We start from the raw sequence: 17,203 nt of genomic DNA on the forward strand, positions 1-17,203 counted from the left end.
AATTTTATTACCCCACCCGCAAGCCCCGTAATCACGACTCCGCCACAAGGCCTCCATTCTCCGGGCACCCGACATTAGGCTGCGCGGGTGTCTCAGCAGCCCATACAGCCCGCGTCCGACCGTTCCCGATCCCGCTCCCGTCGCAAGCAGCGGTCCGGAGTGCAGCGACGGCTCCTCGGCGCACTCGTCTCCGTCGGTGTTCTCGGCGCCTCGGTGGCCGCCGTGGTGGCCCTGTCCGGTGCCGGCACTCCGTCCCGTGTCCCTGATGACGGCGTCGGGGCCGCCTCCGCGTCCGGGGCAGGCAACCCCGAGGCCGGCCACGCTTCGGACCGGGAACTCCGCTTCGGGCTGGCCTTCGGCGATCGGTTGACCTGGATGACGGACACGGAGCTCAGCAAGGCGATGGACGACGCCGAGGAACTGGGCGTCGGCTGGCTGCGAGTGGACCTGTCGTGGCGCAACATCCAGCCCGACAGCTCCACCCAGTACCTGTGGGAGCGCTTCGACCGTGTGGTGGACGCCGCCCATGCCCACGGTCTGGAGGTCCTGCCCACCATCTCCTACACCCCGCGCTGGGCCGCTGCCCCGGACTGCGGAAGCACTGCCCAGGCCTGCCCGCCCGCGGACGACGCGCAGTTCGCCGAGTTCGCGCAGCATGCCGTCGAGCGGTATGCGCCCAAGGGGGTGCACACCTGGGAGATATGGAACGAGCCGAACATCCTTCCGTTCTGGAAGACCGGCCCCGATGCCGAGCGCTACACCGCCCTGTTGGCCGCGACCGCTCCGGCCATGCGCTCCGCCGACCCCAAGGCTTATCTCCTGTTCGGTGGACTGGCTGCGGTGGACACCATCCCGTCCAAGGGGTACGTGTCGCACAAGACGTTCCTGTCGGAGGTGGCCCGGCTGGGCGCCCTGAAGTACGTGGACGCCATCTCCTACCATCCGTACACCTATCCCCTGCTGCCGAGCACCGAGACCGCCACCGGCACTCGCTACGAGGACATCGACCGCACGCAGGACAGCCTCGTCGCCACCCTGACGAAGTACGGCAAGCCCAAGATGCCCATCTGGATCACCGAGACCGGCGCTCCCACCTGGGCCCAGGGCAAGGTCGCGGACAGCCCGGACGCGGTGGGTACCCAGTACGTCACACCACGGCTGCAGGCGGAGATCGCCACCGACACCGTGCCGGCGGCGGCGGCGATCCCCTCGGTGGACGTGATGTTCTGGTTCGCGTATCAGGACGGCGAGCCCGAGACCGCGACGTCCAGAAAGGCGCAGCACTACGGTCTGAAGTACTACGACGGCACCCGCAAGCCGGCGTTCGAGGCCCTGCGGAAGGCGATCGCCGCCTACCGCAAGGACCACGACTAGCCCGGTGCGGTCAGAGCGCCCGGAACAATTGCAGGTAGCGGGCCGTCAGCTTCGGCCAGGCGTAACGTTCCTCTGCCGTGCGCCGGCCGGCCGCTCCTATCCGGTCCGCCAGATCCCCGTCGGCCAGCAGCTTGGCACAGGCCGCGGCGAGAGCGTCCGGATCACCCGGCGGGACGAGCAGACCCGTCTCCCCGTCGTCGACCACGTGCGGGATGCCTCCCACCTCCGAGCCGACGACCGGCGTGGCACAGGACATGGCCTCGACCAACGCCATACCGAAGGACTCCGCCTCGGTGAGCGAGGGCAGCGCCAGCACGGCGGCCGTGCGCACCGCGTCCGTCAGGGCTTCGCCGCTCAGGGCGCCTGGGGTCTCCAGGCGGTCGGCGACGCCGAGTTCGGCCGCGAGGGCGCGCAGGCCGGGCAGGGCGTCGCCGTCGCCGACCAGGCGCAGACGGGCGTCGGGCACCGTGCGGGCGAGGTGGGCGAAGGCGCGAACCAGGACGTCGACGCCCTTCCATGCCGAGGAGCGGTCCATACGGCCGACGTAGACGACCGTGCGGGGGCGGCGGGAGGTCGGCTCGCCCGGTGTGAAGCGGTCGGTGTCCACGCCGGGTGAGATCCGCACCGTGTGCGGGTGCCCGTCGGCGAGCGACACCGGCGACACCGCGACCAGTCGCCGGGCTCGGGCGAAGACCCGGGGCAGCACGGCCCTCTCGTACAGGCCGATCAGCCGGTCGGCGACGCCGCTGTCCGCCTCGCCCTTGTGCATTGATCCGGCGTGATAAGTCAGCACGGTGGGCCGGTGTCCGGCCACAGCGACCGCGAGGTCGCCGAGGCCGGGGACGGGCGCGTGTACGTTGACGATTTCGGCCCGGGTCCGCCGCAGCCAACGACGCAACTGCAGCGGCCACAGCGGGCTGAGCGGGGTGTTGGACAGCTTCAACCAGACGCCGAGCCGCACGACCGGGATGCCGTCCTCGTTGGCCACCGTGGTGCGCAGCCCTCTGTCGAGACGCGTGGTGATGACCACGGGACGCAGATCGGGGGAGCCTGCGACGGCGGCCGCGATACGCGCGGCGTACTGCTCCACCCCTCCGATCTTCGGGGGGTAGTACGGGGCGACGACCGCGACGGTACGGCGTCTGCTCACACCGACTCCCGCAGCCGGGCGGGCAGCGACCGGGCGCGGGCGACGTAGCCGGGCAGGTTGGCGTCGAGGATCGCGCGGTAGGGGGCGGGGTCCTTCAGCAGCGGCTCGACCAGCGCCCACAGCCTGTCGTGGGTGACGTCGGCAATGGGCAGGACCCACTCGCCGAGGCCCAGGTCGGCCATGATGCCCCGGGTCTTGTGCTCGTACTCGATGGCGACGCAGGGCACCTCGCTGGTGAGCGAGAAGATCACCGAGTGGAAGCGGGTGCCGATGAGCAGGGAACACTCGTCGTAGAGGCCCTTGAGGTCGCGGTAGTCGACGACCTCGTCGACCATGAGCGGGCCGCTGGTGCAGTGGGCGGCGATGCGGCGCTCGCAGATGCGGTCGTCGTCGCCGAGGTAGTCGGTGCTCACCTGGGGGATGAGGACCGCTCGGGCGCCAGTGGCCTGGACAGCGTCGATGGTGCGGGCGAGTTCACGTTCGTAGCGTTCCTGCGCGGCGGGGGCCAGCCAGCGGCGCGCGGTGATGCCGACCAGCCGCTCGCCGGGACCGACGCCGATCTTGGCCCGCCAGTCGATACGGCGCTCCGGGTCGAACGCGAAACCGGCGTCGACGGCCCGCTCGATCTGCTGCGCCGGGATGTCGCAGGCGAGCAGCTCGCCCACACTGACGTCCTCGCGCGGCAGTACCGCAGCCGAGCGGCGCATGACCCGTCCGACCAGCCTGCGCTGTGCGGCGGCCGGGAACGGACCGAAGGACTGCGGGGCCCAGACCACGGGGACGCCCGCCTTCTGCGCGAACAGCGCGGGCAGCAGGACGAAGAAGACGTTCTGGTAGCCGTCGAGACCGGGACGGGCCAGTACATAGCCACCGCCCATGGAGACCACCAGGTCCGCCGTGGCCACGGCACGGGCCTCGCGCCGGGCCTCGGTGGGCAGGACCGCGACGACGGCCCGGGTGAACGGGCGGGGCAGGACCACCGCCGCAGTGCCCGCGAGTCCGAGCAGCGCCTTGCGCAACAGGCGCCGGGGCAGCGAGACGGTGCCGTCGGCGACATAGCGGCGGATCGAGCCGATGTTGCGCACGCCCTCGAAGGACGGGTGCACAGCGGCGTCCTCCATGCCCGCGATCACCACGTCGGCTTCGGGAAAGGCCTCCTGCACGTGCTGCAGGCAGACGGAGAGGAGTGCGGCGTCGCCTGCGTTCTCACGCACGTACGCATTGATCACCACGATTTTCAAGGGGCGGGCCTCTCGGAACTGAACGAACTGGCGGAGCTGACGGTGTTCGTGGGGGAGGTGAGCAAGCCGGAGGCAGGGTGGGGGTCGGCATGGGGATCGAACGGAGCGCCGGGTGGATCACCGTAGGGGAGCTCGTACGGCTCGGTGTAGTTGCCGTGGTAGTCCACGTACGGCTCGCCGCCGGAGGCCGCGTACGGGTACTCCAGTCCGACCCCGTACGGATCGGCGGGCCCGACCCGGTACGGCGCGTCGTAGCCGCCGACCACGTCGTGATACGGCGCGTCGAGGTCTGTCGGCCGCAGTGCCAGGGTGTCTTCCGGCGACGGGGTGTCCGCCACGGGCGCCGGCGTGGCCACCGGCACCGACGCGGCGCGGGGGCGCCGGACCAGACTCGCCGTGGCGAAGAGGCCGGCGACCGTGTTCCCCGTGGCCCACGCGTAGCCGACCCACACCAGGCCCCGGTCGGCGAAGGAAGAGGCCAGGCCGACGGACAGGCTGGCCATGATCGTGTTGGCGGCGATCAGGTGCCGCATGCGCTGAGCCAGCTTGAGGGCGAAGCAGGCCCAGGTGTTCAGGGCGACCGGCAGGGCGGCGATCGCCAGCACGGTCAGCAAGGGCCGGGCCTGGCCCTCGTACTCGGCGCCGAACATCTTCAGCAGCAGTCCCCCGCCGAAGACCACGACCGCGGCGGCGGGCACCTGGACGGCCGCGATGATCCGCCCGGAGCGCAGCATCAGCTCCCGGAACCGCGACTCCTGGTGCGAGACCTCCGCGAAGACGGCCTCACCGACGGCGGTGGAGACGGAGTTCAACATGGCCGCGATCTGGAACGCCACGAAGAAGTAGCCGGCCGCGGCCGCCCCCAAGTGGTGCAGCACGATCAGCGGGGTCGCCAGCACCGGCGTCAGATTTATCAGGTTGGAGACATGGCTGGCGACGGAGAAGCGGAACTTCTCGCGCAGCCGGGTGCCGTGGGTGCGCAGGTCCATGCGGAAACCGAGCCGTCGGCGCAGCACCACCAGGGCGACCAGCACCGTCACCGCGTAGCCCACGCCTGCCGAGGCGACGATGCCGAAGACGCCGAGCCCCGTGAGGACGGCCGGGATGGCGACCTTGGCGACTCCCTGGGTCAGTCCGTCGATCAGCACGTTGTACTCGGGAATGCGGGCCGCGTTGAAGACCGACTTGACCAGCATGCTGGCGGCCGCGCAGCCGCAGAACACGGCGAAGGCGACCGCCGACATCCAGTCGTCACGGACGAAGGCCAGCTTGGCGCCGTACAGCGGGAGACCCAGGAGGTAGATGCCGGCCGCCACGCACCCGACCACCGTCACCAGCACCATCGCCTGGCTGATCTGGGCGTTGCGCGCCTCACGCTCCGCCGGGAAGCGGACCAATGTGTTGTTCAGGCCGAGCAGACTGAAAGTGGCCAGCAGCGAGGTCGCGGAGATCAGCGAGGTGGCGAGGCCGACCTGGGAAGGGCTGTAGAAGCGGGCGACGACCACCCAGAACACGAAGCTGAGCCCGGCGGTGACCACCGTGGAGGCGAGCAGGAAGAACGAGCTGCGGTAGATCCGGTCGCCCGGGCGACGGTGTCGGCCACGCGCGGGCGCGGCCGGGGCGGTACTCCCGGCATCCGTCATGGGTGCTCACCGCGGTAGTGCGCCAGCAGCGTGTGGACATGGTCGTTCCAGGCGAAGGCCTTCTCCGCGTACGTCCGCGCGTACTCCCCCATCCGGGCCCGCCGCTCGGGGTCGGCGGCCAGCGCACGCAGTTCGGCGGCGAGCACGGCCGGCTCACGGGGCAGCAGGGACACCTGGTCGCGGTCGAGGTCGTAGGGGGCGTAGCCGGGATCGTCGGTGGTGACCACCGGCAGACCGGAAGCCATGGCCTCCTGCACGGTGAGCGGAAATCCCTCGGCGGTGGAGGGCAGCGCGAAGACGTCACAGGCCCGGTAGACCTCGGCGACAGCCTCGGGCGGCAGTGCGCCGAGGTGGTGGACGCCGGGCCGACCGGCCAGAGCCGCCGAGTCGCCGCCCCCGGAGAACACCAGGTCGTAGCCGGCGTCGGGGGTGTGGGCGGCGAGGAGCAGGTCGTAGCCCTTCTTGGGCACGAGCCGACCCACGAACAGCACCAGTACGCGGTCGGCGGGGAGCCCGAACCGCGTCCGTGCGAGCGCCCCCTCGGCCTCGGAGGCCGCGGGGCGGAACAGTTCCGTGTCCACCCCGTTGGCCAGATGGTGCCGGCGCCGGGCACCGTGGCCTTCCACGAACCGGGCGACCGAGGCGTTGAGCGTGAACACCGCGCGGGCGCCGCGCAGGAGACCACGGCCGGCCACCCCGTACACCGCGCGCTGGACAGCCTGGACCAGAGCGGAGGGGTGCTCGACGACAGCCACATGCTGGGTGAGGACGTACGGGGTTCGGGTGAGCTTTGCCGCCAGGCCTGCCGCCCACGAGCTGATGTAGAGGCAGTCGTGGATGTGCACGGCGTCCGCGTGCCGCGCCCAGCGCAGCGCGACGGCCGCCAGGGCGGGCGAGAACACCGGGAAGGGCACACCCGCCTTGCGCTCCGCACCGTTCCAGGCAGCGACGCGCACCACCCGTACCCCGTCCTCACGGGTGACGGAGGAGCGGTCGGCGCTGGTGACGACGGTGACGTCGACGCCCTCCCGGGCAAGTTCGACGGCCTCGCGGCGCGCGACGTTCTCGATGCCACCGACGTGCGGCGGGTAGTAGTGGCTGACCAAGAGGACCCTCAACGGTCTCGTGCTCATCGGTAGATCACCGCTCCCCCGTTGCTGTAGATGACGTCCCGGGAGTCCAGGACCTTCATCGGGTACTCGTACGTGATCAAGTCGCCGCCGTAGAAGACGGTCACCTGGCCGGTGCGGGTCGGAGTGGTGCCCAGAAGCACGTACGAGTCCGTGCGCAGGGCGGCCGGGGTGATGTCGGCGAGAGTGGGATGGGTCAGAAGGGCTTGGAGGCGGCTGTAGCTGAACCGGTCGGTCTGGATAAGTCCCGTGCCGTCCTTGGCGATCCGCGCATCGAGCCAGAGCGCGGCCCGGCGCTCCTCGGCGTGCGGGTAGTAGATGGAGTAGTACTGGCCGGAGTTGGACAGCTGCACCTGTGCCGGATAGCCGCCCAGCGCCTTGGGCACCACACCCGACAGGTCCAGCAGCAGCCCGGCCAGCAGTACGCAGGCCAGCGGCACAGTACGGCGACCCGCCCAGCGCAGCGCCCACAGCGTGGCGGTTGCCAGGAACGGCGCGAAGAAGAACAGGCCCTGCTGGAACGCGCGCAGCAGGCTGTAGTCCACCGAAAGCTGCGGTACGAGCGTGAAGACGGCGACCATGCACCAGGCACCGGCGGCGATGGTGATCTGGTCGCGCACCGGCCGGAACGTTGAGCGGCGCGCCCACAGCGCCACCGCGAAGCCGACCATCACCATCAGCTGGAAGAACAGTGCGGCTCCCTGTCGGAGCGCGCCGTTGAGTCCCGGCACGCTGACGCCGAAGGCGTCCATGAGCCGTCCGGTGGCGGTCAGCTTCATCGTCGGCACCTCGACGACGGGCGTGGACAGGCTGTCGATCTGCTTCAGCGGCAGGTAGTCGCCGTCGTTCCGCTCGGCCGCGGTCTGCTTCAGCAGGTCGGCCTTGTACTCCTTCAGGCGCTCGGACGCCGGGATCTTCTCGCCGCCGAGAATGCTGTACGCCGTGTCGGAGGAGCCCGACTCCGACTTGCCCCCGAACACGGCCGAGGCGACCGACGTCAGGGTGCGTTCGACCTGGCCGCCCGTGTGGGTGAGGGGGCCCGACCACAACAGGGCGAGCACAGCGGGCACTGCCACCACCCACCAGGTGAGGAAGGACAGCATCCGATCCTCGCGGCGTCTGCGGCGCGCCCTTCCGCGACCGCGCCGGGACACCAGCCGCCACACCTTGTCCAGGGCGAAGGAGATGGCGAGGGTACCGACGACGACGTAGGTCGTGGAGTAGTGGGAGAGGACGATGCCGCCCAAGAGCACCACGAACACCGTCCGGCGCAGAGCCAGCGGCCCGCGCGAGTCGGTGAGCACCACCATGGCGCAGCCCAGCAGCAGGAAGGCGATCTCCTGGCGACCGAGGTAGGTCATGTCGGTGAGGAACGTGGGAAAGACGATGAAATACACCGCCGAGATCAACGCGACCACCCGTGGGGCCACGTTGCGCACCGCGCGGTGGACCAGCACCGGGGTGAACGCGAACAGCAGTGGCAGCACGACCTTGAAGATCGAAGTGTCGGAGAGCGCGGTCATCTGGAAGATGTGCACCGGCAGCAGCGTGATGCTCAGACAGGCGTTGTACGGGTCGGTGTAGGTGCCGATGTTCCAGTACTCGCCGCCCAGGGCAAGCCGGAAGTACAGGTACTCCTTCTGGATGTCGTGTCCGGTGATGTACTGACCGCGCAGCGAGGTGAGCAGCAGCAGCGCGGCGGAGGCGCAGTACAGGCCGAACTCCAGGACGGGGACCGGGTAACGGGCCCGACGCAGCAGGAGCAGACAGATCAGCGCGGCCACGACGACCGTGGCGACGGCGCTGACCGCACCGCCCAGGCCGTTGTTGAGCCGGATGGGCCCGGCCACGGAGAGGACGAGGGCCAGGCAGCCGAGGGCCGCGACCGGCCTGAGTCCCCGGGTGCTGGACCAGGCGTCCAGGACGGACCGTTCGGGTCGTTCCGGCATGGGTGCGAGCACGCCGAGCACGACCAGGGCGGCGGCGGTGGCGACCGTGAGGAACAGCCGGGTCAGCGGCCGGTCGATCCCGAGCAGGGGAAGCACGGTGTTCACGGTGAGCGCGACGACGATGTCGGTCAGCACCGTGAACCCGACAGCGAGCAGCTGGCGGGCGGTCCCGGTGCTCACGATGCGCGCGGTCACACCACGCCACAGCAGGACGGGGGCGCCGAACAGCAGCCACAGTCCGGCGAGGGTCTGCAGCGGACCGGGTGTCTGGGGCAGCAGTTCCAGGACGCTGGCCGGGGCGAGGCTGAGCAGGATGGCCCAGCGGCGGCCGATCGGGATTGGCCAGGGGCGCGTGGGCCCGCCGGTCCCGAGGGGCGGCTCGTCGTCGGTGTGCGGCTGCGGGTGGGGGCCGGTGACCCGCAGCGCCAGGGTTTCGTCGTTGACGGTCACAACAGGCCGGCCTTGGTGTAGACGTCGTCGACCAGACGGGCGACGGTCTCCCACGAGTAGTCCCGGGCCCGCTCCACGCTGGCGCGGGCCAGCCGCGCCCGCAGTGTGAGATCGACGGCGACGGAGTCGAGGGCGGCGGCGAGAGCGGCCGGCTCGGGGGCAGCCAGTAGCCCGGTGTCACGGACGAGTTCCCGGGTGCCGGGCACGTCGGTGGCGATCACCGGCAGCCCGGCCGCCATGGCCTCCAGAATGACCAGCGGCATGCCCTCCTTGTCCGAGGGCAGCACGAAGGCGTCGGCGTCCGTGTACGCCTTCACCAGGTCCTCCCCGAGCAGTGCACCGCTGAACTCCACGTTCTCCAGGCCGAGGCCTGCGGCCTGTTCCTTGAGCTGGCCACGCAGCTCGCCGTCGCCGACGATTCGCAGCCGGATGTCCTGCCGCGTCCGGCTCAGGGCGTTCAGCAGCCGGGACACGTTCTTCTGGACTCCGAGGCGGCCGACGAAGAGCAGGTTCATGGGGCCGGGCGCGGGCTCTCGGGCCGGCATGAAGTACGTGCCGCCGACGCCGTTGGGCACGACATGGACGCGGTCGGCGGGCACTCGGTAGGTGTCCGTGAGGAATGCCGCCTGGGCGTCGGTCAGCGCGATGACTCCGGCCGCGTTCCGCAGGACGCGTCCGAACACATGCTCCTTGTAGTGCGGAAGCAGAGCACCGAGAGGACCGGAGGCGTCCACGTCGAGGTGGAAGTGGAGCAGGAACCGGGTGCCGCGCAGCCGGGTGGCGAGAGCGACCATCTCGGGAAGCAGAGCGTGAGCGCAGTGCAGATGGAGCACCGCGTCACGGGGCAGCCTGGCGAGGTGCGTGGCGAGGCCCGGGGCGAGGGCGGTGTGCGCCACCTCCACGGCCCGGTGCCGGTGCACCACGACCCCCTCCTCACGGGTGGTGCGCGGCATGCCCCCGGCGCGCAGGGCCGTGGTCAGAACCTCTACGTCGTGTCGCTTGGCCTGCTCCCGCGCAAGGTTGGAGACGACACGCTCCAGCCCGCCGAGCGCCGGCGGGTAGTAAGGAGTGATCTGGACGATGGTGGGCATTCAGGCTTCCCGGGGTGTGGGAGGTGCGGCTCGTGGGGGTGGAACGGGAACGGGCTGGAAGCGGTCAGCGCAGATGCATCCGGAGCCGCTGTGAATGGCCCGGCAGCGTCACCTCGACGAGATCCGCGTGCTTCTTCCCGCTGCCCTTGAGACGCAGCCGGACATCGACGCCGATCAGGGCACCCGGCTTGGTGGTGACGGGTTCCGTCCGGGCGGCGAGACGCTTGCCCTCCGCGTCCTCAGCCCAGGCCCGCACCGCGTGCTTGCCGCCACGCTCGCCGTGCTCGACGACCTCCAGCGGCACGACGAGTTCGTCACCGTCAAAGAACGGCTCCTTGCCGAAGTACATCTCGATGTAGGTCTGCTGACGTTCGGTGAAGGAGTCCTTGAGCACGGTCCGGACCTCGGGCACGGACCAGGCGCCGACGCCGAGCACGGCCACGGCGAGCAAGGCGGCGACCGTGCCTGTGGTACCGCGCAGCGGCCGACCGCGCCGGCCCGACGCGCTCCTCCGGGATCGGCGGCCGGACTCGCCTTCCCGGTGCCGGCCCTCGCGACCGGTGTCCTCCGCCGGACGACCGAACTGCCGGTCGCCAGGCTGCCGCGCCGACCCGCCCGCGGTGTCCTGCGGGCCGGGCCCGGTGTCGTCCGGCGTGCGGCTCACGCCATTTCCAGGGGGACCTCATCGGCGTTGCGCTGGCCCGGCAGGGACGCCAGTGTCGTCTCGCCGAACTTCTCGGCCGAGGAGGCGGAGGGCTTGACCGACCGGGACGCCCCGGGCACCGTCGAGTCCGCGACAGACGCCTCGAGATCGAACGATTCACTGATCTCGTCGATCTCGTCATGCAGCAGATCGGTGGCCGGCTCGTCCTGGTCGAACGCCGCGGACGCCTCGAAGATCGCAGAGGTGCCATAGGCCTTGCGCAGCCCGGATCCATCGGAGAGTTCGGGTACATCGGCCGGCTCGGCCTCATACGCGTCCACACCGGACCGCTCGCGCTCGAACACCGCCGCCGTCTGCTCGCTGAGCTGCTCCACGGCGGCTACGGCACGCTCGGCCGCCACTGCGGCGCGTTCGGCGGCGACGTTGGCGCGGGCCATCTCGGCCAGCGGAACCATGCGTGAGGGCGTGGTGCGGAAACGATTGTCCCGGACCTTGTGCTCGAAGAGCTGGCGCAGGTTGGCCACCCCGTCGGGCAGGGCGTTCAGCTTGACCTGCCCGCCGCGCACTCGGTACTCGATCGGCACCTCGAGGCAGCGGAAACCGGCCCGGGTCGCCGCGTTCTTGATCTCCTGGGAGAAGGCCATGCCCGGCGAACGGACATCGATCGCGGCCCAGACATGACGCTGGAAGACCCACATGCCGGACTGTGAGTCGCGCAGACCGTTACGGAACAGGGCCCGGCTCAGCGCACTGAGCGCATGGTTGGCGACCGTGTGGGACGGCTTCATGGCACTGCGGTTCTCGACCCCGAGCCGGTTCGTGGTCATGAACTCCACACGCCGAGCATCCATGATGTGCAGCAGGTGCGGCAGCGCGTCGAACGGGTACGTGCAGTCGGCGTCACCCGTGGCGATGACATCGCCCTGGGCCGCGTCGAACCCCGCCTGGTAGGCGTTGCCGTATCCGCGCAAAGGCTGCGCGACGACCCTGGCGCCCAGCGAGCGGGCCACTTCGGCGGTGTCGTCGGTCGAGGCGTTGTCGACCACGATCACCTCGACCTCCCAGCCTGCTTCCGCCAGGTCGCGGTACGGAACGGTCGCCATGACCGTCGGCAGGTTTTCGGCCTCGTTGAGCGCGGGAATGACGATAGACAGAGATCTCAAGGCAAGCCCCCCCAAGGACTTGAACAGCACTGGACATCACTCCGTGCACGGGCCCCCTTGCCCGACCGTGATGGCGCTTCGGCTCATGTCCTGCGACAGGAGCCCCCTCCCACACACCACGGGAAACCCGAAGACCGTTGTGCACACTCGTGCGACTAACGGACTGATGCCTCATTCAAATACTTTCAGCGCACCTTAACCCCTACTCACTTTCCGCACGTAACTCCTTCACAGACTTGTTATTCACCTCACGTCGCCTTCACGTGACTGTCCTAACAGGTAGGAATCATTAGAAAACCGTGAGTAGCGACGCACCTGCCCGACATCCCGCGGAGTGGTGTCCTGCCAAGTGGTCCGGCCAGGAGAACCGCCTTGGGCCGGGAAGACCTCTCGACGGCGGGCGCGGCCCAAGGGTCCGTGCCACTGCCCGGGCCGTTCAGGGCGGCACCGCCACTCGGGGCCCGGGCGCCGGGCCGGGCACCACCGCGAGCCGCGACCTCGCGAAGCACGATCCCCCACACCACTCGCCGGCCACTCGGCGGGACGCCACCTCTCTCGGGGCCAGGTCACAGCGGCGGAGCTACCAACGGCTCGCCGAGTGCAGGCTTCGCGATGCGTGGCCCCGCATACCCCGGGAGGCCAGGCCATCTCTTGACCACAGTCGACCCCGCGTGCCGGACGATCTTCCACGACTCCGCCCACCCCGCCCCCTCGGCTGCCCCGCTGCGCGACATCACGGTCGACGACCAACGTCGCGATCACCGTCCACCTCCGGTCCAGTACCGACCCGTGATGGGCCGGGACACCGGCGCCCTGTGAATCGACGACCAGGGCGCGCCCCGCCCCCGGTTTCCAAGCGTCGCAACCGGTCGCCGGACGATCCTGGCGTGCCCCCCGGCTACAGTGCCGACCCACGCTCTCGCCTGCGGTACACGGGCCCGGCGGGTCGCCTCCCGGGGCCTGTGGGACGTCTGCGGACCTCTCCGGGCGTGGCAGAAGCATGGGGTCACCTGCGGGCCGCGATTACCGGCGAGACGCGCACTGTCACCCACCGGGACTGCGGCGACCTTCTGTTCGACGCCACGGCCGCACCGGGCTTCGAGGACACATCAGCTCCCGGCGGCACCCTGCCTGTCGCGCAGTCGGACAGATCCGCTGCAGCGAGTAGCACAGGGGGCCGCCGAGCTGTCGCCCCCTCAGCATCCCGTCCAGCCCAGGCGGCCGTGCCACTGGCCGGCACCGCCGGCTGACCCGGCCATGGCGCGTACCGGTCGCCAGGCCGGCCCAAAAAGGCACTGACCACGCCGAAGGGCGGCCACCCCGAAAGGTGACCGCCCTGCGACGCGAGCAACGTGCTTACTGGTTGTACGGCCCGTAGTCGTAGTCCTCCAGCGGAACAGCCTGGCCGGACCCCGTGCCGAACGGCGAGTAGTCGATGTCGTCGTAGCCGACGGCCGAGTACATCGCGGCCTTGGCCTCCTCGGTCGGCTCGACCCGGATGTTGCGGTAGCGGGACAGACCCGTACCGGCCGGGATGAGCTTACCGATGATGACGTTCTCCTTGAGGCCGATGAGGCTGTCGGACTTGGCGTTGATCGCCGCGTCCGTCAGGACTCGGGTCGTCTCCTGGAAGGAGGCGGCCGACAGCCAGGATTCCGTCGCCAGCGAGGCCTTGGTGATACCCATCAGCTGCGGACGACCGGAGGCCGGGTGACCGCCCTCCTGGACCACACGACGGTTCTCGGTCTCGAACTTCGAGCGCTCGACCAGCTCGCCGGGCAGCAGCTCGGCGTCGCCGGACTCGATGATCGTCACGCGGCGCAGCATCTGCCGGATGATGATCTCGATGTGCTTGTCGTGGATCGACACACCCTGCGAGTTGTAGACCTTCTGGACCTCGCCGACCAGGTGGACCTGGACGGCACGCTGACCCAGGATGCGCAGCACGTCGTGCGGGTTGGTGGCACCCACGGTGAGCTTCTGGCCCACCTCGACGTGCTCGCCCTCGCTGACCAGAAGACGCGCGCGCTTCGAGATCGGGAACGCCGTCTCGTCGCTGCCGTCGTCCGGCGTGATGACGATCTTCTTGGTCTTCTCGGTCTCCTCGATCCGCACGCGGCCCTGGGCCTCGGAGATCGGGGCGACACCCTTCGGGGTACGGGCCTCGAAGAGCTCGACGACACGCGGCAGACCCTGGGTGATGTCGTCACCGGCCACACCACCGGTGTGGAAGGTACGCATCGTCAGCTGGGTACCGGGCTCACCGATGGACTGGGCGGCGATGATGCCGACCGCCTCACCGATGTCGACCAGCTTGCCGGTGGCCAGCGAGCGGCCGTAGCACATGGCGCAGGTGCCGACGGCGGACTCGCAGGTCAGGACCGAGCGGGTCTTGACCTGGGAGACGCCGTGCCTGACGAGCTCGTCGATGAGGACGTCGCCGAGGTCGGTGTTGGCCGGGGCCAGCACCTTGCCGTCGACGGTGATGTCCTCGGCCAGCGCACGTGCGTACACGCTGGTCTCGACGTCGTCCGCCTTGCGCAGCACGCCGTCCGCGCCGACCTCCGCGATGTTGAGCTTGAGGCCACGGTCGGTGCCGCAGTCCTCCTCGCGGATGATGACGTCCTGCGAGACGTCCACCAGACGACGGGTGAGGTAACCCGAGTCGGCGGTACGCAGGGCGGTGTCCGCCAGACCCTTACGGGCACCGTGCGTGGAGATGAAGTACTCCAGCACGGACAGGCCCTCACGGAAGGACGCCTTGATCGGACGCGGGATCGTCTCGTTCTTGGCGTTCGACACCAGACCACGCATACCGGCGATCTGCCGCATCTGCATCATGTTTCCTCGGGCACCCGAGTCAACCATCATGAAGATGGGGTTCGTCTTGGGGAAGTTCGCGTTCATCGCCTCGGCGACCTCGTTGGTCGCCTTGGTCCAGATCGCGATGAGCTCCTGAGTGCGCTCTTCCTTGGTGATCAGACCGCGCTCGTACTGCTTCTGGACCTTCTCGTCCTGCGCCTCGTAGCCCTTGACGATCTCCACCTTCGCCTCGGGAACGACGATGTCGGAGATGGCCACGGTGACACCGGAACGGGTCGCCCAGTAGAAGCCGGCCGCCTTCAGGTTGTCGAGCGTCGCCGCCACGATGACCTTGGGGTAGCGCTCGGCCAGGTCGTTGACGATCTCGGAGAGCTGCTTCTTGCCCACCGAGTAGTCGACGAACGGGTAGTCCTCGGGCAGCAGCTCGTTGAAGAGCGCGCGGCCCAGGGTGGTGCGCAGGCGGAAGGTGTCACCCTGCTGCCACTCCGGTTCGCCCTCCTCCCGCGCCGGCGGCGTCCAGCCCCGCGGCGGGATGGTGCCCACCGGGAAGCGGATGTCGATCGGCGACTGGAGCGCGAGCTCGCCGGCGTCGAACGCCATGATCGCCTCGGCCGTGGAGCCGAAGGACCGGCCCTCGCCCTTGGTGTCACGCAGCTCACCGTCGGTCGTCAGGAAGAACAGACCGAGGACCATGTCCTGGGTCGGCATCGTCACCGGACGGCCGTCGGCGGGCTTGAGGATGTTGTTCGAGGACAGCATCAGGATGCGGGCCTCGGCCTGCGCCTCCGCGGACAGCGGCAGGTGCACGGCCATCTGGTCGCCGTCGAAGTCCGCGTTGAACGCGGTGCAGACGAGCGGGTGGATCTGGATGGCCTTGCCCTCGACCAGCTGCGGCTCGAAGGCCTGGATGCCGAGGCGGTGCAGGGTGGGAGCACGGTTCAGCAGAACCGGGTGCTCGGCGATGACCTCTTCGAGGACGTCGTACACGACCGTGCGGCCGCGCTCCACCATGCGCTTGGCGCTCTTGATGTTCTGCGCGTGGTTCAGGTCGACCAGGCGCTTCATCACGAACGGCTTGAACAGCTCCAGCGCCATCGCCTTCGGCAGACCGCACTGGTGCAGCTTCAGCTGCGGACCGACGACGATCACGGAACGCGCGGAGTAGTCCACACGCTTGCCGAGCAGGTTCTGACGGAAACGACCCTGCTTGCCCTTGAGCATGTCGCTCAGGGACTTCAGCGGGCGGTTGCCCGGGCCGGTGACCGGACGACCACGACGACCGTTGTCGAAGAGGGCGTCAACAGCCTCCTGAAGCATGCGCTTCTCGTTGTTGACGATGATCTCGGGCGCGCCGAGGTCGAGGAGCCTCTTCAGACGGTTGTTGCGGTTGATCACACGGCGGTACAGGTCGTTCAGGTCGGAGGTCGCGAAGCGGCCACCGTCCAGCTGCACCATCGGGCGAAGGTCCGGCGGGATGACCGGGACGCAGTCGAGGACCATGCCCTTGGGGCTGTTGGAGGTCTGCAGGAAGGCAGACACGACCTTCAGCCGCTTCAGCGCACGGGTCTTCTTCTGGCCCTTGCCGGTACGGATGATCTCGCGAAGCCGCTCGGCCTCTTCATCGAGGTCGAAGGACTCCAGGCGCTTCTGCAGCGCCGCGGCACCCATCGAACCGTCGAAGTAGGTACCGAAGCGGTCCCGCAGCTCGCGGTAGAGCAGCTCGTCACCTTCGAGGTCCTGGACCTTGAGGTTCTTGAAGCGGGTCCACACCTCGTCGAGACGGTCGATCTCGCGCTGCGCACGGTCGCGCAGCTGCTTCATCTCACGCTCGGCACCCTCGCGCACCTTGCGGCGCACGTCGGCCTTGGCGCCCTCGGCCTCCAGCTCGGCCAGGTCGCTTTCCAGCTTCTTGGCGCGGGCCTCGAGGTCGGCGTCGCGACGGTTCTCGACCTGCTGACGCTCCACGGAGACGTGCGCCTCCAGGGAAGGCAGGTCACGCGTGCGGCGCTCCTCGTCGACGTACGTGATCATGTACGCCGCGAAGTAGATGACCTTCTCGAGGTCCTTGGGGGCCAGGTCGAGCAGGTAGCCCAGACGCGACGGGACACCCTTGAAGTACCAGATGTGCGTGACGGGGGCGGCCAGTTCGATGTGACCCATCCGCTCACGACGCACCTTGGCGCGAGTGACCTCGACGCCGCAGCGCTCACAGATGATGCCCTTGAACCGGACACGCTTGTACTTGCCGCAGTAGCACTCCCAGTCCCGGGTCGGACCGAAGATCTTCTCGCAGAAGAGTCCGTCCTTTTCGGGCTTGAGGGTGCGGTAGTTGATGGTCTCGGGCTTCTTGACCTCGCCGTGGCTCCACTGACGGATGTCGTCAGCGGTGGCCAGACCGATCCGGAGCTCATCGAAGAAGTTGACGTCGAGCACTATGCGTCAATCCCTCTCAGGGTTGTAAGTCTTGGGGTCTGAAACGGGGGTCCAGGGGCCGGCCGGAGGTTCCTCACCAGGTCCTCCGGCCG

11 protein-coding genes are annotated in these 17,203 nt (G+C 69.3%); 2 read left to right on the forward strand and 9 right to left on the reverse strand.

From position 1 onward, the window contains the following. Positions 1-87 precede the first annotated feature (87 nt). Positions 88-1,374, forward strand: coding sequence for a cellulase family glycosylhydrolase (locus tag ABZT02_RS07235; RefSeq protein ID WP_356015083.1), 1,287 nt, complete (start codon positions 88-90; stop codon positions 1,372-1,374). 10 nt (positions 1,375-1,384) lie between these two features. Here the strand turns inward: ABZT02_RS07235 and ABZT02_RS07240 are convergent, their stop codons facing one another. The 8 genes from ABZT02_RS07240 to ABZT02_RS07275 form a co-directional block, all read right to left on the reverse strand. After that, positions 1,385-2,524, reverse strand: a complete 1,140-nt coding sequence (locus ABZT02_RS07240; RefSeq protein ID WP_356015085.1) for a glycosyltransferase — start codon at positions 2,522-2,524, stop codon at positions 1,385-1,387. Next, positions 2,521-3,738 (reverse strand): polysaccharide pyruvyl transferase family protein, encoded by a 1,218-nt coding sequence (locus ABZT02_RS07245; RefSeq protein ID WP_356015088.1) that lies wholly within the window; start codon positions 3,736-3,738, stop codon positions 2,521-2,523. The genes ABZT02_RS07240 and ABZT02_RS07245 overlap by 4 nt, the downstream gene beginning before the upstream one ends. A 23-nt stretch (positions 3,739-3,761) precedes the next feature. Continuing rightward, a complete protein-coding gene (locus tag ABZT02_RS07250) occupies positions 3,762-5,408 on the reverse strand; it encodes an oligosaccharide flippase family protein (protein WP_356015090.1) in 1,647 nt (548 codons plus the stop codon). Next, a complete protein-coding gene (locus ABZT02_RS07255) occupies positions 5,405-6,541 on the reverse strand; it encodes a glycosyltransferase family 4 protein (RefSeq protein ID WP_356015092.1) in 1,137 nt (378 codons plus the stop codon). Before ABZT02_RS07255 ends, ABZT02_RS07250 begins: the two co-directional genes overlap by 4 nt. Continuing rightward, entirely contained in the window at positions 6,538-8,937 is a 2,400-nt protein-coding gene (locus tag ABZT02_RS07260) for a DUF2206 domain-containing protein (RefSeq protein ID WP_356015094.1), read from the reverse strand. Before ABZT02_RS07260 ends, ABZT02_RS07255 begins: the two co-directional genes overlap by 4 nt. Then, entirely contained in the window at positions 8,934-10,028 is a 1,095-nt protein-coding gene (locus ABZT02_RS07265; protein ID WP_356015096.1) for a glycosyltransferase family 4 protein, read from the reverse strand. Before ABZT02_RS07265 ends, ABZT02_RS07260 begins: the two co-directional genes overlap by 4 nt. Before the next feature lie 64 nt (positions 10,029-10,092). After that, positions 10,093-10,692 (reverse strand): hypothetical protein, encoded by a 600-nt coding sequence (locus tag ABZT02_RS07270; protein ID WP_356015098.1) that lies wholly within the window; start codon positions 10,690-10,692, stop codon positions 10,093-10,095. Next, a complete protein-coding gene (locus ABZT02_RS07275; RefSeq protein ID WP_356015101.1) occupies positions 10,689-11,885 on the reverse strand; it encodes a glycosyltransferase family 2 protein in 1,197 nt (398 codons plus the stop codon). The genes ABZT02_RS07270 and ABZT02_RS07275 overlap by 4 nt, the downstream gene beginning before the upstream one ends. Positions 11,886-12,506: 621 nt before the next feature. Here ABZT02_RS07275 and ABZT02_RS07280 point away from each other — a divergent pair. Beyond that, positions 12,507-12,674 (forward strand): hypothetical protein, encoded by a 168-nt coding sequence (locus tag ABZT02_RS07280; protein ID WP_356015103.1) that lies wholly within the window; start codon positions 12,507-12,509, stop codon positions 12,672-12,674. Between the two features lie 537 nt (positions 12,675-13,211). Here the strand turns inward: ABZT02_RS07280 and ABZT02_RS07285 are convergent. Next, positions 13,212-17,111 (reverse strand): DNA-directed RNA polymerase subunit beta', encoded by a 3,900-nt coding sequence (locus ABZT02_RS07285; RefSeq protein ID WP_356015105.1) that lies wholly within the window; start codon positions 17,109-17,111, stop codon positions 13,212-13,214. Positions 17,112-17,203 lie beyond the last annotated feature (92 nt).

Origin of the sequence: Streptomyces sp. NPDC005402, assembly GCF_040606575.1 — a bacterium.
Classification (GTDB): Bacteria; Actinomycetota; Actinomycetes; order Streptomycetales; family Streptomycetaceae; genus Streptomyces.

Coding starts and splice junctions, on each gene's coding strand:
- ABZT02_RS07250 (WP_356015090.1), bottom strand. CDS start 5,408: ATGACGGATGCCGGGAGTACCGCCCCGGCCGCGCCCGCGCGTGGCCGA.
- ABZT02_RS07265 (WP_356015096.1), bottom strand. CDS start 10,028: ATGCCCACCATCGTCCAGATCACTCCTTACTACCCGCCGGCGCTCGGC.
- ABZT02_RS07255 (WP_356015092.1), bottom strand. CDS start 6,541: ATGAGCACGAGACCGTTGAGGGTCCTCTTGGTCAGCCACTACTACCCG.